22 protein-coding genes and 1 pseudogene are annotated in these 19,803 nt (G+C 57.4%); 11 read left to right on the top strand and 12 right to left on the bottom strand.

Translation table 11 applies throughout. The features are described 5' to 3' along the window. Position 1 precedes the first annotated feature (1 nt). Positions 2-1,144, bottom strand: a complete 1,143-nt coding sequence (locus A6U86_RS24170) for an HlyD family secretion protein (protein ID WP_068396286.1) — start codon at positions 1,142-1,144, stop codon at positions 2-4. A 61-nt stretch (positions 1,145-1,205) separates the two neighbouring features. After that, complete coding sequence (locus A6U86_RS24165; RefSeq protein WP_068396285.1) at positions 1,206-1,856, bottom strand: UdgX family uracil-DNA binding protein; 651 nt, start codon at positions 1,854-1,856, stop codon at positions 1,206-1,208. Between the two features lie 147 nt (positions 1,857-2,003). Between A6U86_RS24165 and A6U86_RS24160 the strand changes: the two genes are divergently transcribed. Further along, positions 2,004-2,351, top strand: a complete 348-nt coding sequence (locus A6U86_RS24160) for a hypothetical protein (protein ID WP_068396280.1) — start codon at positions 2,004-2,006, stop codon at positions 2,349-2,351. Positions 2,352-2,366: 15 nt separating this feature from the next. Here the strand turns inward: A6U86_RS24160 and A6U86_RS36055 are convergent, their stop codons facing one another. The 5 genes and pseudogenes from A6U86_RS36055 to A6U86_RS24140 all read right to left on the bottom strand — a co-directional run bounded on the left by A6U86_RS36055 (position 2,367) and on the right by A6U86_RS24140 (position 6,484). Continuing rightward, the gene (locus A6U86_RS36055; protein WP_267553096.1) at positions 2,367-2,501 is read right to left on the bottom strand and encodes a hypothetical protein; all 135 of its coding nucleotides are present in this window, start codon (positions 2,499-2,501) and stop codon (positions 2,367-2,369) included. Between the two features lie 24 nt (positions 2,502-2,525). Beyond that, a complete protein-coding gene (locus A6U86_RS24155; protein ID WP_083196979.1) occupies positions 2,526-3,065 on the bottom strand; it encodes a BON domain-containing protein in 540 nt (179 codons plus the stop codon). 17 nt (positions 3,066-3,082) lie between these two features. Continuing rightward, positions 3,083-4,195, bottom strand: coding sequence for a DNA topoisomerase IB (locus tag A6U86_RS24150; protein ID WP_068396274.1), 1,113 nt, complete (start codon positions 4,193-4,195; stop codon positions 3,083-3,085). A gap of 92 nt (positions 4,196-4,287) precedes the next feature. Next, the gene (locus A6U86_RS24145) at positions 4,288-5,151 is read right to left on the bottom strand and encodes an alpha/beta fold hydrolase (RefSeq protein ID WP_068396273.1); all 864 of its coding nucleotides are present in this window, start codon (positions 5,149-5,151) and stop codon (positions 4,288-4,290) included. A gap of 49 nt (positions 5,152-5,200) precedes the next feature. Further along, positions 5,201-6,484 (bottom strand): annotated as a pseudogene (locus tag A6U86_RS24140) (NRAMP family divalent metal transporter). 252 nt (positions 6,485-6,736) lie between these two features. On the opposite strand from A6U86_RS24140, the gene A6U86_RS24135 reads away from it, so the two are divergent. The 4 genes from A6U86_RS24135 (at position 6,737) to A6U86_RS24125 (ending at position 9,116) form a co-directional block, all read left to right on the top strand. After that, entirely contained in the window at positions 6,737-6,952 is a 216-nt protein-coding gene (locus A6U86_RS24135) for a hypothetical protein (RefSeq protein WP_068396272.1), read from the top strand. Positions 6,953-7,068: 116 nt separating this feature from the next. Continuing rightward, complete coding sequence (locus A6U86_RS34880; RefSeq protein ID WP_083196977.1) at positions 7,069-7,278, top strand: DUF2934 domain-containing protein; 210 nt, start codon at positions 7,069-7,071, stop codon at positions 7,276-7,278. A 361-nt stretch (positions 7,279-7,639) separates the two neighbouring features. Beyond that, entirely contained in the window at positions 7,640-8,560 is a 921-nt protein-coding gene (locus A6U86_RS24130) for a hypothetical protein (protein WP_068396270.1), read from the top strand. Between the two features lie 58 nt (positions 8,561-8,618). Next, a complete protein-coding gene (locus A6U86_RS24125) occupies positions 8,619-9,116 on the top strand; it encodes a BON domain-containing protein (protein ID WP_068396267.1) in 498 nt (165 codons plus the stop codon). A gap of 46 nt (positions 9,117-9,162) precedes the next feature. On the opposite strand, the gene A6U86_RS24120 is transcribed toward A6U86_RS24125, so the two are convergent. Together A6U86_RS24120 and treY are read right to left on the bottom strand one after the other, a co-directional pair. Further along, the gene (locus tag A6U86_RS24120; protein WP_068396264.1) at positions 9,163-10,302 is read right to left on the bottom strand and encodes an alpha/beta hydrolase; all 1,140 of its coding nucleotides are present in this window, start codon (positions 10,300-10,302) and stop codon (positions 9,163-9,165) included. Between the two features lie 195 nt (positions 10,303-10,497). After that, a complete protein-coding gene (treY, locus tag A6U86_RS24115; RefSeq protein WP_068396261.1) occupies positions 10,498-12,966 on the bottom strand; it encodes a malto-oligosyltrehalose synthase in 2,469 nt (822 codons plus the stop codon). Positions 12,967-13,095: 129 nt separating this feature from the next. On the opposite strand from treY, the gene treZ reads away from it, so the two are divergent. Beyond that, a complete protein-coding gene (gene treZ / locus A6U86_RS24110) occupies positions 13,096-14,865 on the top strand; it encodes a malto-oligosyltrehalose trehalohydrolase (protein ID WP_068396260.1) in 1,770 nt (589 codons plus the stop codon). 64 nt (positions 14,866-14,929) lie between these two features. On the opposite strand, the gene A6U86_RS24105 is transcribed toward treZ, so the two are convergent. Further along, complete coding sequence (locus tag A6U86_RS24105; protein ID WP_068396259.1) at positions 14,930-15,304, bottom strand: response regulator; 375 nt, start codon at positions 15,302-15,304, stop codon at positions 14,930-14,932. Positions 15,305-15,716: 412 nt separating this feature from the next. On the opposite strand from A6U86_RS24105, the gene A6U86_RS24100 reads away from it, so the two are divergent. After that, complete coding sequence (locus tag A6U86_RS24100; RefSeq protein ID WP_068396257.1) at positions 15,717-16,037, top strand: hypothetical protein; 321 nt, start codon at positions 15,717-15,719, stop codon at positions 16,035-16,037. A 306-nt stretch (positions 16,038-16,343) separates the two neighbouring features. Here the strand turns inward: A6U86_RS24100 and A6U86_RS24095 are convergent, their stop codons facing one another. Both A6U86_RS24095 and A6U86_RS24090 read right to left on the bottom strand, forming a co-directional pair. Continuing rightward, a complete protein-coding gene (locus A6U86_RS24095) occupies positions 16,344-16,925 on the bottom strand; it encodes a tyrosine phosphatase family protein (protein ID WP_068396255.1) in 582 nt (193 codons plus the stop codon). 141 nt (positions 16,926-17,066) lie between these two features. Next, on the bottom strand, positions 17,067-17,471 hold the full coding sequence (locus A6U86_RS24090; RefSeq protein WP_068396252.1) for a DUF4112 domain-containing protein: 405 nt from the start codon (positions 17,469-17,471) through the stop codon (positions 17,067-17,069). 254 nt (positions 17,472-17,725) lie between these two features. Between A6U86_RS24090 and A6U86_RS24085 the strand changes: the two genes are divergently transcribed. The 4 genes from A6U86_RS24085 to A6U86_RS24065 all read left to right on the top strand — a co-directional run bounded on the left by A6U86_RS24085 (position 17,726) and on the right by A6U86_RS24065 (position 19,627). Continuing rightward, positions 17,726-17,932, top strand: a complete 207-nt coding sequence (locus A6U86_RS24085) for a hypothetical protein (RefSeq protein ID WP_068396249.1) — start codon at positions 17,726-17,728, stop codon at positions 17,930-17,932. Between the two features lie 2 nt (positions 17,933-17,934). Continuing rightward, positions 17,935-18,492 (top strand): hypothetical protein, encoded by a 558-nt coding sequence (locus tag A6U86_RS24080; protein ID WP_068396246.1) that lies wholly within the window; start codon positions 17,935-17,937, stop codon positions 18,490-18,492. Positions 18,493-18,701: 209 nt separating this feature from the next. Further along, positions 18,702-19,016 carry a hypothetical protein gene (locus A6U86_RS24070; protein ID WP_068396240.1) on the top strand — a complete coding sequence of 105 codons (315 nt, stop codon included), beginning with the start codon at positions 18,702-18,704 and terminating at the stop codon, positions 19,014-19,016. Positions 19,017-19,252: 236 nt separating this feature from the next. Further along, positions 19,253-19,627, top strand: coding sequence for a VOC family protein (locus tag A6U86_RS24065; protein ID WP_068396236.1), 375 nt, complete (start codon positions 19,253-19,255; stop codon positions 19,625-19,627). Positions 19,628-19,803: the final 176 nt, after the last annotated feature.

The raw sequence follows: 19,803 nt of genomic DNA, 5'->3' as shown, positions 1-19,803 counted from the left end.
CTCAAGTCCTCGGGCGAACCGTTACCGTCGGGACCACGGACATTCCGGGGCCGATGGATACATCCGCGGGCCATTTGTCGATGATGATCTTGACCGGCACGCGCTGCGTGACCTTCACATAGTTGCCGGTGGCATTTTCAGCAGGAAGCAGGGAAAAGGCCGTGCCAGAGCCTGGCTGCACAGAGGCGACCTTGCCGTGCAGCGTATGATCAGGATAGGCATCGAGCGTGACATCGACAGGCTGCCCCGCCCTCATATCCGTCAGTTGCGTCTCCTTGAAGTTTGCGGTGATCCAGATCTCGTCTGGAACGAACATCGAGATTGCCTGGCCCGCATCGATATATTGACCCTTGGCGCCTGTGAGGCGAACGACACGGCCCGGTTGGGCCGCGGTGATCGTCGTATAGCTCAGGTTCTGCTGGGCTTCCTCGGCCTGCGCCTGTGCCTGCTTGAGGCTCGCGAGCGCGCTGGATTTCTGTGCTTCGGAGACGACCTTGTTCTTCAGCGCCGAGGTGACGTTTGCCTGCATTTGCGCAAGGCTTGCCTGATCCTGCTGGAGTGTCGCCGTTGCCTGCTGCACGGACTGAACACTGCCGGATCCGGTCTTGCTCAATTGCTGCTGGCGAGCGGCTTCCTGCTGGGCATATTGAAGGGCGGCTTCCGCCGAATTCTGCTGCGCTTTCGCAACGTCAACAGAGGCGTTTGAAGCCTCGATTTGGGCGCTTGCGCTATCGACGGATGCCTTGGCGACCTCGACCTGCCCGTTCGCCTGGTCAAGAGCGATCTGATAATCGCGCGGGGCGATCTTCAGGATGACATCGCCGGCCTGGACATGCTGGTTGTCGGTAACCGGAACATCGGCGACATAACCGGAAACCTTGGAGGCGACGGAGAAGCTGCGCGCATCGATAAAGGCATCATCCGTCGATTCATATGGTTGGAAATAGATCTTCCAGAAGAACCATGACGCAATGATCAGGACTGCCAGCACGACAATGCCCAGCAGCACCCAGAGGGGATGGCGGCGGATGAAGGATGGTCGTTTTGCTTCCGGAACTCCCGATCGACGATCGACACCCCGGTCCGCCTTTTTCACCGGCCTGTCCTGCGGCGCATCCATCGTGGTGGGTTGATTGTCAGCCATGACGTAACCTTCGTTTGTTGTTCCGGATTCGGTTGCGAAAAATTTGGATCGATGAGACCGGTCAATGCCGCAGAAAACTTCGGATCTTTTTCAGATCCTTGATGAACGTAAGTCGGCTCTTTTCCCTCTCTTCGGACTCTCGGATCCGCAAAAGCGCAGAGGGATGGATTGTGACGAGAACATCGAACTTTCCCGAAGGGTGAATAATGCGGCCACGATCGCGCATGACCTTGATCTTCGAGCCGAGTAACGAGGACACGGCCGTTGCCCCGAGCGCCACGACCAGCTTCGGCCGCAACAGCTCAAGTTCGGCTCCCAGCCACCAGGCACAACGTTGTACCTCTCCAGCATTCGGTCTCGCATGCAGCCGTTTCTTGCCACGAAGCTGGTATTTGAAATGCTTGACCGCATTGGTGATGTAGCAACGATCGCGGTCGATACCGACCTCTTGCAGGCATTGATCCAGAAGGTGGCCCGCTGGCCCGATGAAGGGCCGGCCGACCAGATCCTCCTTATCGCCAGGTTGCTCGCCGACAAGCACGACATCCGCCGTCTCCGGGCCCTCGCCAAAGACGAGATGGGTCGCATTGCGATAGAGATCGCAGCGCATACAGGGTTGCGCCTGATATCGTAATTCGTCGAGCGCGGCGGCATCTGCATGCTCGTAGGCAAGCGAAGGACCAGCACCGGCAGAAGGAAACTTTTCGAGCATGGGGGAGGCTCGCACTGGTTTCGGATTTATCCAAACACGAACTGATAGCGGTTCTATTTGTTCCCTCTCGCCGCGATCCCCCATTTCGGGAACCCTCCGCTGCGGTCTTCGTTATGTCTGATAGATCGTATGAATGGAGGAAATGTCATGAGCAGCGAAGGCAAGATCGGCTCGTACGCGCTGACCGCATTTTTCGATGACGAATATGACGCCGAGGCGGCGGTCCAGGGGCTGATAGATGCCGGCATACCGAGGGATACCATCACCATGACACCCGGCAATCGCCCCAACACGGACCCTATCGACAATCTCGGATTTCTCGACGCATTGACGGGGATCTTCTTTCATGAAGAACAGCGTGCCGCCTATGCCGCCGCCCTCGAACGCGGCGGGACACTGGTCACGGTGCAGGAGGTGAACGAGACTCAACATTACATTGCTCTGCCGATTCTGGCCGAGAAAGGTCAGATCGACCTCAATGAGCGTGAACGCTGAGACTGCGATCGCGTATCAGGGTTTTGGCGCCGGTTGCTCGATTGGGCCGTGCGTGACGGCACCGGGGTCGCGGCCATCCGAGGAGCTAAACGGCTTGATGACGAGAATGGCCAGGATGGAAGCCACCAGCACGCCGAAAATGATAAGCATCATGGCTCGCATGGTGCTTTCTGCCTATGACAATCTGCGGACGACAAGATTGCTGTCGTGCCCGCCAATGCCGTCTCCTTGCCGGGAGATGGCTTCGGCGCGTTGCTTGGCCTCATGATTTTCGACCGATCCTTCGATGACGACACGACCGCGACTGACCACCACGAAAATGCCTGTGTCGTCCAACAACTGATCTGCCTTGAGCCTGCTCTCAATATCGGCGCGGATTTCCGCATCCGTCCTCTCCTGCTTCGGTTCGGAGCCGCCGGTAGTACGGCTCAAGGACATCGCGAACTTGCCGGCGTCGTCCGTGTGAGAGGCCGTCCTCAACTGGCGGATCCGGACAAAGATTTCGTCGGCTGTTTTCTTGCGTTCCACGGTGCATTCAGTTGAATCTTCGCAGCGCGCGTCGTCGGTGCCGTGCTCGGGGCGACCCGTCGTTGAAGAGGCTCGCTCTCCCGTAATGTCTCCCGAGCCGCCAGCTGCTTGATCGAGCGCATGCACATTGCGATTATCGCCTGGATCAGAGGGATGCCTTGCTAGCCTGCTGCTCTTCATCGCCATCGTCGTTTTTCCCATGTCTAACCAGGGTTAAACCTCGACCGCCCGGGAATGTTCCCCTTATCGATCGACGCGCGCCGTTTAAGCCAGCGCTCGACACCGATTTCCTCCGGATCCATCCATTGAAGAAGGCGCTCGCTGCGTGTTCGGATTTTCGAAACTTCGCCGAGCCTCCCGCCTCTGAAATCCTCAAAGACCGCCGGATGGATATAGGACGATCTGCACACTGCGCGCGTGTTGCCGAGCCTTGAGGCAACAATATCGATCGCGTCGTTGATCTGGCGCGCAATGGCTCTTTCCGATGGTTCGACATCAAGCGGCGCGAGAAGCGCCGCCGCCATGCAGGTAGCGCCCCATGTTCTGAACTGACGCGAGGTGAATACGCCTCCGGACGCCTCGCGAATATAGGCATTCACGTCCTGCGACGAGATCTGACGACAGCCTCCCTCGTCACAAACATATTTGAAAAGCTGTTGTCCGGGCAGCTCCTGCAATTGCCGGACAACCCTGGCAATCCGCCGGTCGCTATGAACGAGATTCCACTCCTTGCCGGATTTTCCCTTGAAACGGAATTTGACGCGCCCTCCCTCGACATGAACGTGACGATTCCTAAGGGTGGTAAGGCCAAAGGATCTGTTCTGTTCGGCATAGGCGGCGTTGCCGACCCGGATATACAGATTGTCCAGCATCCAAACTATGGTCGCCAAAGCCTTGTTCATGCTCAGCCCACGAGAGCGCAGATCGGCGTCGACCCTCTCGCGAATGCCAGGAAGACGATCGGCGAACTCGGCGAGCTGATCGAATTTGGCGCGCCCACGCTCCGAATGCCAGTCCGGATGGTAGCGATGTTGCCTGCGGCCGCGCGCATCCCTACCGATCGCCTGAAGATGGGAGCGAGGATTTGTCGAGATGACGACATCGATATAGGCAGGCGGGATGGCCAAAGCATTCAGACGGGCTATCTCTGCAATGCTTGTAATCCGGCTTCCATCCGGCATGTAGTAACGAAACCCGGTCCTTCCCTGCTTCCGGGTGATGCCGTTTTCAAGGCTGGAAATATAGATAAGCCCCGACGACAATGCCGCTTCAGCAGCAACGGCCGCAACATCCACTTTAGAGATCACTTGGTCCATGCACCCGATAACTCCGCCAGGATGCGCAGGTTCCGTGCCGAGCTTATTCGAGGCAAATCATTCAATACCGAGGTGACGAACACCGACCCCGCTCAAGGCCCTCGAAAGAAACGCAGCAGCGCCTCGCAAAGTGCTATCGGGTTCTCCTCAGCGACGTGATGCCCGCTTTCGATGCCGTGGCCACAAACGTCAGTCGCCCAGGAGCACCATATTGCCAACGGGTCGCCGAACAACACTTCCAGATCGTCGCGGGTCGACCAAAGGCAAAGCAAGGGACAGGTGATTTTTCTATCCGCCGCCCGGTCCTCCAGTTCGTGCTGCCGGTCGACGGTGAGCCCGGCCCGATAATCCTCGATCATTCCGTGGACGACGTCGGGATCATGGATCGCGGCAAGAAGATCGACATAGGCGTCGTGCCCCATTCTGTCTGGAACAATCTTGTCGTACCAAGCGAGCGGCTTTGCATTGATCGCCCGCTCGGGCTTCTCCGGCTGCATGAAGAAAAACCAGTGATACCAATCGCGGCCGAATTTCCAGTCCATCCTGTCGAGATGTTCGACGATGGGAATGCTGTCGATGACAGCGACCTTCTGGACGATATCAGGGCAATCCATCGCCAGCCGAAAGGCCACATAGCTGCCACGGTCATGGCCGGCAACCGCGAACCTGTCGTGCCCGAGCGCCTTCATGAGGTTGAGACAGTCGTTCGCTTTGGCGCGCTTTGACGAGCCACGACTATCTTCTTCATCCGCGGGCTGGAAGGATTTACCAAAACCCCTCAGATCCGGACAGACCACGGTGAAGTGCGGTGACAGCAAATCGGCAACGGCGCCCCATGTCATATGCGTGCGTGGATGACCGTGGAGCAACAGCAGCGGCAGACCAGAGCCTCCATATCGCACGCGAAGGGACCCCTGTCCCACATCAATCATGGCAAGCTCGAACCCATCGAACATTTCTGCCTCCTTGATCCGGCGAATTTTGAACGCCTTGCGGTCGCAACTTTCAGAAAAAAGCCGTCACCGCCATGCCGACGACCGCGGCAGACATGGCAAGGCAGGACGCCCAGCCGAGTACACTCAAGCCCTTGCCGATGACAAATTGCTTCATGACCTTTTGATTGGAGGCGATCAGCATCAAAATGACCATGACGGGAACAGCGACCACGCCGTTGATCACGGCACTCCAGAACAGCGCCTTCATCGGCGGGATGGGTGTGAAGTTCAACAACATTCCGACAACGGTCGCGAGCCCGACCGTCGTATAGAACGCCTTCGCCTCGCTCGGCTCACGCGACAGCCCGACTTTCCAACGGGCCGCCTCGCCGATGGCATATGCCGCCGAGCCCGCGAGAACCGGCACCGCCAGCAACCCTGTTCCGATGATGCCTGTTGCGAAGATGATCTTGGCGAAGTGCCCGGCAAGCGGTTCGATCGCCTTTGCTGCATCGACGGAACTCTCGATATTGGTCGAACCCGACTTGTTGAGCGTGGCGGCAGTCGTGGTGATGATCGCAAGTGCTACCACATTGGATGCGGCCATGCCGATGAGCGTGTCCAGAGTGATCCGCGTATTCGCCTTCTTCGCTTCCTCTGGGTGCTCGATCAATGCTTCCTCTTTCGGCTTTTCCTTCAAGTCCTCTGCTTCCTGAGAAGCCTGCCAAAAGAAGAGATAAGGACTGATGGTCGTTCAGAAGATTGCGACGATCATCGACCAGTAATTCGCGTCCGCCTTGAATGTTGGCAGCAGGAGCCCGCGCGTGAAGCCCGTCCAATCGACATGGACGACAAACAGCGTCGCAACGTAGGACAGCAACGCTAGGCTCAGCCACTTCAGCACCGCGACATAACGTTTGTATTTGAGAAGCACCTGCAAAAGGATGCATATGACACCGAACGCGGCGACATAGATCAGCGAGTTGCCGTTGATCAGCAGATGTGCCGCATCTCCCATTGCCCCGAGGTCAGCGCCAAGATTGATGATATTGGCAATCAGAAGAGGCACGGTGACAGCCATTCCGACCCAGGCCGGATAGCACTTCGCCATGCTGCCCGCGAGCCCTCGCCCGGTCGTCCTCCCAATTCGCGCGCTGATCATCTGCACCGCTACCATCAAGGGATAGGTCAGTATCAAGGTCCAGCTCGCGGCGTAGCCGAACTGCGCTCCGGCCTGCGAGTAGGTCGCGATGCCGCTCGGATCGTCATCCGAGGCGCCGGTGACCAGGCCTGGCCCGAGGATTTCCAGGATGCGTGGCTTTGAAGGTTCCACGACGGCACTTTTGTCGTCCATCTGATAGCCGCTCATGACTGCCTCCCAGCAGAAGCCGGGACTGGGACATTGTGTCGGTCGCGGTGTCAGTGAACAGCGCGACATGCCTGTTTGTTCCAGAAAGCTCTCGACAGCCGAACAACCATGAGACTGCAGAAATTTAGAGGACGGATCGGCTCCAATGATCCGTGGCGTGTGGTTGTATTTTGACCTTGATGGAACTTTCAGTCGCCGCGGCGATTTGGCTGATCGAAACATTGAGGAGATTTTGGGATGGAAAGACGACAGACCGTTGAGCGCCGCCGCCTGGTAAGGGGTTCTCCCTATTCGCTGGTGGAGTTTCAGAAGAAATACCGCCTCGATGACGGCACCGCCGAAGATCTCTTCACCCGCTTCGGTCCGTCGGCGATCGAACTCGATTTGCTCATGAAAGCAAAACGTCGATCACCCTCTTTCAACGAGCTGACGAAAGACATGCCGCATCGATAGAGGTCTTACGAACGTAGCCTCTCAAGGTGCCAGACGCGCTTCACGCTCTCAAATCAAAACCTGCTTTCGATCCCGGCACGATGGAATCCACATCCGGAAAACAAGGAGCAAATTCAATGGACAGCAGCGAAGAAAATCACCGCGAGCGAGCCTATCGAATCTGGGAGCAAGAAGGACGGCCGGAAGGGCGCCACCTCGATCACTGGCAGAAAGCCGAAGATCAGCATGAAGCAACTGAAAAGGAGGCCGATGAGGCCTTAGCAATTGAAGCGAAGGCCAAAAAGTCCAGCTCTGGCAAGAAAAGTAAAGTCAGCCGAACTCCATAGCTTCTCCGCGAATGCTGGCTCCTTGAAGCGGGGCGGATCAGCCGCCCGGCTATCTTGTCTTCAACACCACGCGCATCTCCGTAATCCATGTCTTACATTGCTGCGATCTCGCGCTCTTATCCGCTGCGGGCCGGTCGCTATGGATATGCGGTGATCGCAAGCCGAAAGCCGGCGGGACGACGGTGATGATCAATCGTTTCCCCCATGGAACAAGCAGTTACCGCCCGCGTTGCTGATACGAAGGAAATCAAAATCTTTAGAGGAGTTTACAGTCATGGGTCGCGGCATTCTTCTTTGGCTACTGGGTATTCCACTCCCGATCGTCATCCTCCTCGTTATCTTCATGCGATAGGGGACGACAATGTCAATTTCAGATGCACCGGGTGCAATCCCCGTTGAATCCTCGCAGTCTGCCCTCACATGGGGGCCGATCATCGGCGGCGCGGTTGCCGCGACGGGCATCAGCCTCATTCTGCTTCTACTCGGTAGCGGCGTCGGACTAACCATGGTCTCGCCCTGGCAGGGCCAAAGCGCATCGATCGGATCGCTGGCAATCTCCTCGGCGATATGGCTCGTCATCGTCCAGTGGCTTTCTTCGGCGTTCGGAGGCTATCTCACCGGTCGGCTTCGCACGAAATGGGCCGCGGTACACACCGACGAAGTATTCTTCAGGGACACCGCTCACGGGTTCATAAGCTGGGCTCTGGCTACCTTGTTTGTCGCCGGCTTTATTGCCCTGTCGCTGACCTCGCTTGCCACCACCGGCACCCGGGCGGTCGGTGCAGCAGCAGCAACGGCTGCCACCGCCACATCTTCTGTCTCTTCGAATGGAAACCTCTCGGTATCCTATTTTACCGACGCTTTGCTGCGTCCCGGTAAAAGCCAGCAGCGCGCTGCGAGCGATGACAACGCCGCCATTGCCGAGATCTCCGGCATCTTGCTGAACGGCGCCGTTCAGGGACAGATTCCCGACGAAGACAAGGCCTACCTTGCCTCTGTTGTTGCAGCTCGGACGGGATTGTCCGCTGACGAAGCAAAAGCACGTGTGGACACCGTCTTGAAGCGTATCGATGACGCCAAGGTCGCTGCCCAGAAAGTCGCAGACGATGCACGCAAATCGGCCGCGACCACAGCACTACTTGGTGCCTTGTCACTGCTCATCGGCGCATTCATCGCCTCGGCTGCAGCCGCCCTCGGCGGATCCCAACGCGATGAGGAAGAAGATCTGATCATCACAGGTGGCCTTGCTACGCCAACCTCGCGCCGGTCTGTGACTGGATGATTTCCGAGCCTCGGAGAGGGCATGCCTTCTCCGAGGCTCAGCAAGAAAAGGGATCGAGATGAAACAGCCCCGTAACCCGAAGCCACTCTCGCGAGAAGAAGACTATCGCGACTACGAAGATCGTGACGAGCGCGAAGGATGGCCATATGCGGATGAGGATGCCAAAGCCTCGTCCAATCCCGAGAACGCAGCGTATGGTGACACCACAGCAAACTTCGATGAAGAGCCCAACTCCAGTTTCATCATCGATGCGACGGATGAGATTGGCGCCGAAGAAGACACCGCCCATACCGCAAACCCACTTTCGCCAGACCGCATTGACAGCGATCAGCTGGAGGCTGTGATCACCGAACGCCTTGCGGAGGTGAATGATGTCGATGCCGACAGCATCGACGTCAAGGCCGAAAACGGCATCGTTACCTTGGAAGGCAGTGTCGACACAGTGCGGCTGGCGCGGCACATTGAAACGCTTGTTCTGTCGGTGGCGGGCGTTCTCGAGGTTCGCAACAATCTGCGTACGATGGGCGTCGATTCCCACATTCCACCCGACGCGTAGCAGAGGCTCGCCTCCGCAGCACCCATATCGAAGCCACGGAGTGCACCTATTGCGGGCTGACGACCTTGCTGACCAATCGGAAGGGGCTGGCGACCGTAGCTCCCGCTGCGTCGAAAATGAAAGCTCCGACCTGGGCCGGCGACCGGCTCGCTTGGGGGCCATCCAGCGATGCCAGTTGCGGGTAGAGTTTCGCTAGGCTCACAAAGCGATCGTGACCAAGTCCGTCCGTTCCCTTGACCGAGGTGATGTCGACGACCTTGATCCCATATTTTACCGCAGTCTCCCTGATTTGAGGGTCATCGATATCCAGGCGGCCTACCCTAGGATGATCGGCGTCCAGAAAGCTGGAGGCGGCAAGCGCGCGGTCGTCTTTGGAAACCAGCAGGGTGAGCGGGATCTTCATTTTTCCGATCACGTCCATCTGTTTTCGAAAGACATCGGCGTCGATGTCCGGTGCGGCGAGCACGATGCTCAGCCGCGACAAAACGTCATCTCGTCCTTCGAGTTTGAGTTGCCGTGCCGTCTCCATGATCAAAAAGCCGCCCATGCTGTGCCCAAACAGGATGAGGTCGCCGTTCGCCTGATCAGTCGAGAGGGAGACCAGAAGCGAGGCGAGATAATCTCGGGAATAGAGCACGGATTCGCGATCCGCGATGTAGCCTGTCAAGGCGCCTTGGGACGGCCAGGCGAATAGAACCGGGACAGCATCGATGTTCGCATCGGCTGCCATCTGCGCCAGCCTGAAAAGCGACTCCTGAAATGTGTAGTTATATCCATGCACAAATATGCCGACGGGCCGTCGCCTCCCCTGTTGAGCGGTCACATCCTTGTTAAAGGCGGGCGCCGTCAGCGTGCTGTCGGAGGTGACAACGAAATCAGTTTTCGCATTCGGCTTACCCTTAGGCCACTCGATCGTTGAAGCCTTGTGGTCCGGCGGGATCGATATCGTATATTTTGCGTAATTCAGATCCTCCGCGCGTCCCGTCGAAAACCCGTTGTCGTTTTTCTTGTCCTTTGCCCGGGTCGTCGCTGCATAGATCGTAATCTCTTTGGTCCTCACGTCCTTTGTCGAGACGACCTTGAGAACATCAGGCCCGGGGCGTCCGGCACATGCATTGAGGGCGAAAAGGATGCCAGCCAGCGCGAGCAAACGCGGAAAGCGATGGAAAGGTGCGAGAAGTGGCATTCTGCTGGGATCCATTACGCTGTAATTTTGCAGGCTGTTTCGATGTGGCGACCGCGGGCGTTTCCGTTGAAGAGCGACTGTCCAACCAGAATTGAGTGGCGCTGGTTTTCCTGACGCCGCACTATAGGCAACTCGGCGATACCTTCAATGGCTTGTCACCAAGGATCGATGCGATGTTTACTTAATGCCGAACGCTCAATTGGATCCGACCAGGAAAGCCACGGGATGATCGGCAAACAATTGTGCCGCCAGAACGGCGGTCATGGGCAGTTGGTTACCCGTCAGAAGGTCATGCATTTGCTGGTCAAGCTTTAGCGGCATGACGACGGCAGTATCCCTCCAGAAGTCCGAACCGAAACTGGCGACCTCAACGAGACGCGGCACCACCGTCACGGCAATCTCCCCCTTGAGAGTTCGTGCGAAGGCTACAAGATTGCTCGCGCGGGCTCCTATGATCTCAAGCGGCACATAGCCGCCTTCAAGAAAGAGCCTGGGATGATCTCTACGGTGGAGCAGCACGTTGCGTATGATCCTTCGCTTGAGGGCGGCGGCCCAAGCCTCGTTCGGCGTGTCTGCCTGCTCGTAGACGACCGGCCTGCGATTATCCGGGTCGACCATGCTGAAATCAAGGCCCTCGCTGCCTTGATAGATGTCGGGAATGCCGGGAGCTGTCAGCTTGATCAGCAGTTGTGACAGGCTATTCAGATAGCCGATCTCGATGAATGGGCGCAGGGTCTGCTCGAAGTCCCCCAGGAATTTCGCGTTTTCGGGGGAAAGCAGCCGCTGCGCATAATTCTGGACCGCCTTTTCGTAGACCGGATTCTCATCCATCCAGTCCGTGCGCAATTTCGCCTCGCGCATCGCCTTCAAAGCGTAGGCTTTAAACCGATCCCCCAGATCGCCGCCACCCACATGTCCGTCATGCTTCGGCCAGATGCCGGCAAGCGCCTGATACAGCATCCATTCGACATTGGGTCCCGGGGCTGCCCCATCGGCGAGTTCGGATCGAAAGCCAGCATTCATCGCTCGCCAGCGCTCGACACCCGCCGTCCAGATCTCGGGATGCTGCGTAAGGCTGTAGAGGCGTGCACGCGCATCCTCTCCGCGTTTGGTGTCATGGGTCGCGGTCGCGGACAGTCCCTCAGGCTGCCGTTGAAGCCGATCCGCCATGAATTGGTGGAAGGCGGCGACACCTCCGGGCACGGCAGCGGGGTCGCCTCCCACCTCGTTCGACGCGATCAGGCGGTTATACCTATAAAAGAGCGTGTCCTCGACGGCCTTTGCCATGACCGGGCCGCTCAGTTGCTGAAACCGGGTTCGGAATTCAAATGCCGCGTCACCCTCAACGTCCCCTCGCAGCAGCGTGGCTATCGCGCCCAAATCAAAGGTGGTCGACAACCTGGTTTGCGCATCGCTGATAGCGTCGCACAATACCGCTTCATCTTCGGGCGATAGTGGTCCGCCGCAGCCGTAGGTGCGATAGACCGGAAAGGCGACCAGCAACTCCCGAATTGTCGCTGACATGTCCTCCTCGCTGAAATCCGGGAAAATCAACCGGGCCAGCTCCGTCAAACGCCCCACCTCGCCGGCAAAATTACGTTCGACCATCAACAACTTTGCACGGCGCAACCCCATCGCAAAATCGGCATGCTCCTCGCCGATGGGCCTGTATGTCGCATCGATTTTATGCAGCCCGTCTTCCGCAACGAAGAGGTCGGCCATTGCGGAGATGAACTCATAACCGGTCGTGCCGGAGACGGGCCAATCTGCCGACAATACCTCGCCAGTTCCTAAGATTTTCTCGACGACGATAAAAATATCCGGGCCGACGGCTTTGCGGAGACGTTCGAGATAGGTTCCCGGATCGGCCAACCCATCGATATGGTCAACCCGCAATCCCTGCACCTGACCGGAGCGAACCAGCTCTATTGTCAACCGATGCGTCTCTTCGAAAACGCGCTTGTCTTCTACCCGCATACCGACCAGCCCAACGACCTCAAAGAAGCGGCGATAGCTCAGATTGTCGGCAGCATCCCTCCAGTGAAGCAATTGCCAGTGCTGCTTTTCGAGCAGTGTTTTCATTCTGGCGGCGTCTCTCGAGAAGGCCTGCAATAGCCGCGCATCCGCCGCTGTCTGCGCCAACACGTCCCAGACGCTTTCATCCGAAAGGGGAAATCGATTATCGAAATAGGCGACCTGCATCAGGCCGTCGTCCGGATCGCAAAGAATCTCAAACTCACCGGCTGCCAAAGCCTCCTCAAGCGGCTTTCCCAGTTGAGGCAGTGTCAGCCTGCGGCTCCAATCGATATCGAAATGCTCGGCATAGGCGCTCTTCGGTCCCAGTCGCAGCACGTCGCGCCACCAGGGGTTCTCCAGCGATGCGGCCATATGGTTGGGCACGATATCGACGATCAAGCCAAGTCCTGCCTGCTGCAAGGCAGTCATGAATGTATCGAAACCTCTTCGCCCACCCAGCACCGGGTCGATCTCGTTTGCATCGGTCACGTCATAGCCATGTGTCGATCCCTTCGTGGCGGTGAAGATCGGCGAAGCGTAGACGTGACTGATACCGAGATCCTTCAGATAGGGCACCAACTCCGTCGCCCGCTCGAATGTCATGTCGCCACGAAATTGCAGGCGGTAGGTGGAGGTTGGAACTGGCATGACTTCCCCTTGCAACAGGCCGGCTCTCATCAACGAAGCCGAAAGAGATCTGTTCCAGCCTGAGGAACAGTTGCCGATAAAGTGCGTTGGGCATGCTCAGACCGTTGAATGAGAAATGGACGGGGTGACATGCAAGCCAGCTTCGCATTCGGGCCGAACATCAACGATGACACCGTCATATTTCGTCTGTGGGCACCGCTCGCCGAGAGGGTGAGCGTTCGCATAGAGCACCGCGGAGAATGGGAGATGCAGCCGAGTGAGCAGGGCTGGCATGTCGCGGAGATCGCCGACGCGCGGCCGGGCGATCTCTATAAATTTATTTTGGCAGATGGTCTTGAGGTACCCGACCCTGCGTCGCGCTTCCAGCCCCATGACGTTCATGGACCGAGCGAACTCATTGATCCGGAGTTTAACTGGCAGATGCAGGATTGGAACGGCCGCCCCTGGGAGGAGATCGTCATCTACGAACTCCATGTCGGAGCGTTTACACAGGCCGGCACATTTCTGTCGACGATCGAAAAGCTCGATCATCTGCAGAAGCTTGGCATTACCGCCATTCAACTCATGCCGCTCAGCGATTTTCCGGGCCGCTACGGCTGGGGCTATGATGGCGTTCTGCCCTATGCGCCCGACAGCAGCTATGGTCGCCCGGTGGATCTGAAGAGGCTTGTCGATGCCGCCCATGCGCGTGGGATCTGCATCTTTCTCGATGTCGTCTATAATCATTTCGGGCCGGACGGAAACGAATTGCCGGCCTATGCTCCGATTTTCAGCGATCGGCACAAGACCCCGTGGGGGTATGGCCTGAACTACGATGGCGAGGACAGTCGTTTCGTTCGCGATTTTGTCGTTCAGAACGCAATCTATTGGTTGAGCGAGTTTCGCATGGACGGCCTGCGGCTCGATGCCGTTCACGCCATCAAGGACGATAGCGATCGGCACATCCTCCATGAATTGGCGGACAGCGTCAGACTGGCGGTGCCTGAGCGCCACATTCATCTGATCCTTGAGAATGAAGACAATAATTCGGATCTTCTGGCTCGCGAGCCAAGCGGCGCGCCGCGCCACTTCACCGCACAGTGGAATGACGACATCCATCACGGTCTCCACGTAGCGGCGACCGGCGAAACCTTTGGCTACTACGGGGACTATACCGATTACAGGTCCTGCCTTGGCCGGGCGCTCGCCGAAGGGTTCGCGTTCCAGGGAGAACAAATGGCATATACCGGGCGATCCAGGGGGAAGCCAAGCGCAGACCTGCCACCCACCGCCTTTATCTCTTTCATGCAGAACCACGATCAGATCGGCAACAGGGCAATGGGCGACCGCATGATCGCTTCCCATCCGATCGAAGCCACCAAAGCGATCGCGGCTGTCTACCTGCTCTCACCGCAAACCCCGATGCTCTTCATGGGTGAGGAGTGGGGTTCCTCGGAGCCTTTTCCCTTCTTCTGCGATCTCAACGAAAGTCTCAACAGCAAGGTCAGGCTTGGCCGCAGACAAGAACTATCGCGCCTGCCGGGCTTCGATGCGGAGGACGCGCCCGATCCGACCGACGAGGCCACGTTTCTCAGCGCGAAATTGCGTTGGGACAAGGCTGTGCAATGCAGCGAGCTCAGTAACTACTGTCAACGTCTGATAAGCCTTCGGCATCAAATGATCGTGCCGCTCCTTCGGCACGCATGCGGGCACTGCGCGGTCTGCGATCAAGCAAGCCCCCTCCTTCGCGTGCGCTGGCATTTCGGCCAAGCAACACTTCAACTGACGGCGAACCTGTCGGAGGAGACGGTCCACGGCGAAATCCCGGTCGGAGATCAAGCCTTGTTCATGTCGGCGAATCTCTCGCCAAACCGTTTTGGGCCATGGACAGTCGTCTGGGATCTTTACCAGGCGTTTTGAACGGTCGCGTGTAGATCTTAGCCTTCGTTTGTAGCATCGCGGCTACCAAGGCTATAGAGCCCATTCAATCGACAATGGCTTGACCGCGTGCCAGCCGCATATGCCTGGCTCGCTCCAGGATCTCGGTGACTTCAGCATCGAGGAATGGCTTTGCTATTACGCCCAATGCACCCGCGAAGCCATCTTTCAAGATTTGCGGGGCGCCTGTGACGAAGATCACGGTCGTATAGTGGCGATCGATCAATCTGCGTGCGAGCTGTAGCCCGCTACTGCCATCGACGAGACCGACATCGATCAAGGCGATTTCAGCTTTTGGTCCATAGGCCATGGCCTGCTCCATGGTCGACGCGGGGCCAAGCGGCGTGAACCCGGTATCGATCGCGATCATCCTTAAATGCTCGGCAATGATGCCTTCATCTTCGACAATCAGGACTTTCATGTGCTCAGCGAGCCTCGTGCAGATAACCTCGCTAATAACTTGGTCGATACGATATTTGTTCCGCGCACGCCGGACGCAGCAGGAACGGTGGCAACGGGAAATCGGTAGCAATGATATGGCACCTTTGGCGGTCCTATCTAGAGATTTCTCGCAGCCTTCTTGCACCCACAAGCTCTTCAGGCGCCGGCCAGGGGCATTATGAACTACGTGCGCGAATGCCTGAAAGCACCTCAAAATGAGCCTCTGCGTTCCGGAGAAAAGATGCGATGTATGGGGCCGGCCAACCCACACGTCGTTTTCACGGGATCTGGAATTGCGCAGTTTTATCCTTTCCAGCGTCCTGACGATCCTCTCAACGTCTGGAGCACTCGCCCAGCAGGCTGATCATTACACAGCGACGAGCAATACAGCCATGAGCGTCACCGGCGATGTCTGGCTGGACGATTTCAGCATCAAGTTCGAAAACGGAGAATCGCTCGAATTTTCCGATCTCGTTGCTGACCACTTCAGCGTCGATGGTCGGAACGTGCCGGCATCGGTCTATCGTGTCAAAGAACCTGGCGATCCCGAATTGCAAAATGGCAATCAACTCTGTGGTGCCGGCGACGTCACCTTTGTTGCGTCATGGGCCGACGGATCGGGTTCAACGGCGATCACCGTCTTCAATGGCAAACGGGCACCGAGAAGCAATGACGAAATGTGTGCGCTCTATACTTATGAAGATCCCAAATAGGCTGCGCATCTCGAGCGTCCAATGGGCCGTGTGACGACACGATGGTTGCAGGGGGTCTGAGACAATTCCACAAAGCGGTAGTCATTCTTGAAAGTTAACTGCCCGATCGGCCGTGGATCCTCCGGGAGACGATCTCGTTCGCCGACTTTCGCATCGCGGCATTCGCGCCTTATAAAGTCATTGTGGTCTTGACAGGATTTGAACCCACGGCGCCTTCAAATGCTGTCGCATACCGCTTAATTATGAAACTGGCCGGGGCACCCAAAGACGCCTTTCGCCGCTGCCTGCGGACGCTCGGCTCACCCCTTATAAAGTAGCTATCTCGACCTCGGCCTCGCGGCCAAGTGAAACCATCCAATCCCTAAACTCGGGCTTGCTTTTGAGCTGTCGCCCATAATGGCGCGCCAGCTCTTTGCCAAGCGCGCCTTGTCGATCGAGTTGCTCGTCAGCGAAGGCAATCATTTGGGAGTTCGGCCATGCCTGCGGCCGCATGATGGCGAGACGCTCGAAAAGTGCTTCGGCGGAGGCGTCTGGATTGGCCTGCGCCATCAGGGTCATCATCGCTGCTGTCGAACGAGACACTCCCATATGGCAATGGACGAGTATATGGCTCGGAGCATTCTGATCCTGCCGGTCATGGAAGGCGCGTCCGAAATCCAGGATCGCTTCGACATGCTCAGGCGTGGGCATGAGTTGGCCCGCTACGGGGCTGATGATGTCGTGAAAACGAAGCGTCGTGCGGACGTGATTACCGTATGCCGCGAAAGCGGTGAGCTCAGCGCGGTCAGGGTCGATGATCGAAAGAACGTGGGTTACTTGGCGTGAGCTCTGTGCCGGCAGTTCCTCAATTCCACAAACCGTCAACTCAGGAGCGAACATCAATTCCATCTTGCTTAACTTCCATATAGCGACTGTGGTCTGAGCACGAGCTTCGCCCAGGACTGTGGCTCTTTTTGCGCGGCATTTCGTCTGAGGGCAACCTTCACTGCGCCGCTGATGCCTCGCAGCTTCAACCCAGGCATGGCGAATTCAAATACGAGTTCTGGCAAGGTCATCGCGCGTCATCCCGAAATGGTCGAGTACGATATCGACGTTGCGTTTGTTTGCCTTGAAATACACGTCGAACAAGTCGCCGAGGATCGGCACGCTGCCACCGAATGTGTCGATGCCAACGTTGAGCAACATGCCCAGCAGCTTCTCCTTTGGCAATCCAAGTCGCCTTGCCTCGTTGACGAGCACCAAGCTGATAGCCGCCCCCGCTGCGTCGCCCAGTCCCGGGGCCAATCCTAGTACCGAGTCCGCTCCAAATCGGATGCGGGTGAAGGGGATTGTAACCGCAGTATCCATGAGGGTTGCGACCGCGGCCATTCGCCGGAGACGGCGATTACGGTCGAAGGTATCATCGTGGCTGTAATAGGCAGATGCCGTTGCCATTGTCCGAACTCCGATAGTTGAAACGGCTGATAGGCCTCACCCCGGAACCTCAGTTGGTTCGAGTTAGCCGGGCGTTGCCAATGCTCTCGCTGGTAAATGGGGTCACGGCCGCGCTAGTTCAATTCGACAAGGCTCCGGCTTGACTCTTCCTCAAAATGAGAACATTCATAGAACAAACTGGGCCACTCGGCCTCAGCTTACTGAAAATCTGACAAAGACGACCGCCTTCAAGTGGCGGAACGGAGACGTGTGCCGTGCAGACGACCGAATACACGATGACCGAGCGTGATGCGAAGATATTCAAGGACCTCGTCGCATTCCTTGGAGAAGATGTGTTTGACGAGCGGCAGGGTGACGGTGCCACCCGCAAGTCCGAAGCATTCCTGAGGATGATCTGGGATGCCAGGAGCGTCCTGGAGGAACTCGGTGCCCGCGATGGCGCCAGATCGCAAGGAGAATGACAATGGCAAATGCGATTTCTCTTGAAGAAACCTATGACGACGAACCGAGCCCGAAGGCTGGAACTCTGACCATCAGCGGTAGTGACGCGATCGCCTTGGACAATTTTGTAAGGCACGTCAGCATCCGCTGTTATGACGAGCGCTTCGACGGTGGCGGCAAGAAATCGCGTGACCTAAGCTTGCAGCTTGAGCGCATGCGCGAAATCCTGGATACGCTGCTCGACTATCCTGAGATCGAACAGTCCTACTACTGGATCAACGCACAGGACATGCAGGCGGATGAGGCCGCCCCGAATCTGTTGGCGGCAGTAGCAGATCGATCAGGCATACATTTTCACAAGGTCGGCCTTTACCTTGCTCCGGACAGCATTCCGTCAGGCACACTGCAGCTCGCAGTCGACGACCAAGCTGGCGAGACCTGCGGGATAGTCACCATGCCGATGTGGCCAACGACATTGGTCAGCGCACCGACGTGGACGAAGAGCGGCGCAACGCTTGATGACACCATAGACACCTTCACCGCCTCGATTCCCTTAAACTTGCAGGAGAACCAGCCTTGATGGCTGACGGGCCATCATAGCGTCATGCCAGATCGGCGGTCTGAAAAGATTTAACCAACTCGTCCGGCGCTTCCAACTGGCTCAAAAAATCGGGAGTTTCGTCCGGCGCCAACCGACCCGGGGCGAGGATCAGCGGGACAATGCGGCTTGACAAGGCCTGACCTCCGCGCAACTTTACCGCGACGAATTCTCGAGATTCAAGGGACACTGTGAGCACCACAACCGACTTTATTGCCGAGCTGGTGCGGGCCGCAAATGAGGTCGAGAAGTTGTCACCGCATGAGGTCAGCCGCATGCTTGACAGATCGGTGAATACAATCCGGGAGCTTAGGCACGAACTCGGCATCGTTCCGGTGCCGGGCAAAGATGCACTGATTTACATCCGCACTGTTTCAGCGGGAGCCACGCGGGTGCCAAATGAAGAGTGGCACCATGGGCTTTTGCATGCCGCCGAAATGATCCGCGACCTCCATATCGTGCGCGATACCGGTACTAAGATTCGTACTTCTGAAATCGGGCCCTGAGGCTTCCGATACAGGGCAGTCATGCCTTTAACGACGCTGGGGAGCGTTGTCTCGTCAACAGTGGGTAGCCTCGAGGTGTCTTGGCCGCCTCGCGCCAGCACCGGACATTGCGGTCAGCGCAAAACGCCCTATTCTGCGAACGTCGCAAAAGTCCGATAAATAAGTGACAGGACTGACCCACCACCAGATTAGACCCATCAAGGTGGGCCATCGGGATGTCCTACAGGAGATGAAGCATGTTCACCCACGTCATGATCGGCAGCAACGACTTGGAGCGGGCCAGAACCTTCTACGACGCCACGTTTGCGGCATTAGGAGGCAAGCCCGGCGAGATGGATGCGAGAGGCAGGCTGATCTATGCCCACGAGGGTGGTCGCTTGATGATCACGAAACCGATCGACGGTAAGCCGGCGACCGTAGCCAATGGTGGAACGATCGGTATCGCCGCCGCAAGCCAGGACCATGTTTTAGCGTGGCATGTCGCCGGCACCAAGCATGGTGGCACAGCAATCGAAAGCCCGCCCGCAGAGCGTCCGAACGGATCCTTCGTCGCCTATCTTCGGGATCCGGACGGAAATAAACTAACCGCGCGGTCTCAGCCCACGAAATGAGATCGGTGTCAAAAGCGCCTAATAGGCAGCGTGACCGATGCTCAGAGGCAAGTAGACGTCAGAATGTCGGCTTTGGACCGATACCGTTGAAAAACCCAGCTAAACGTCGTTGTGCCAGTAAGCCTTGAAAAGCGCGTTGGACCCGAAGATGGATTCATACTCGGGATAGGCCATGC

Origin of the sequence: Rhizobium sp. AC27/96 (assembly GCF_001692325.1) — a bacterium.
GTDB lineage: Bacteria > Pseudomonadota > Alphaproteobacteria > Rhizobiales > Rhizobiaceae > Rhizobium.
Note: the sequence above shows the minus strand (reverse complement) of the source record. Positions and strands in the feature narration are given on the sequence as shown.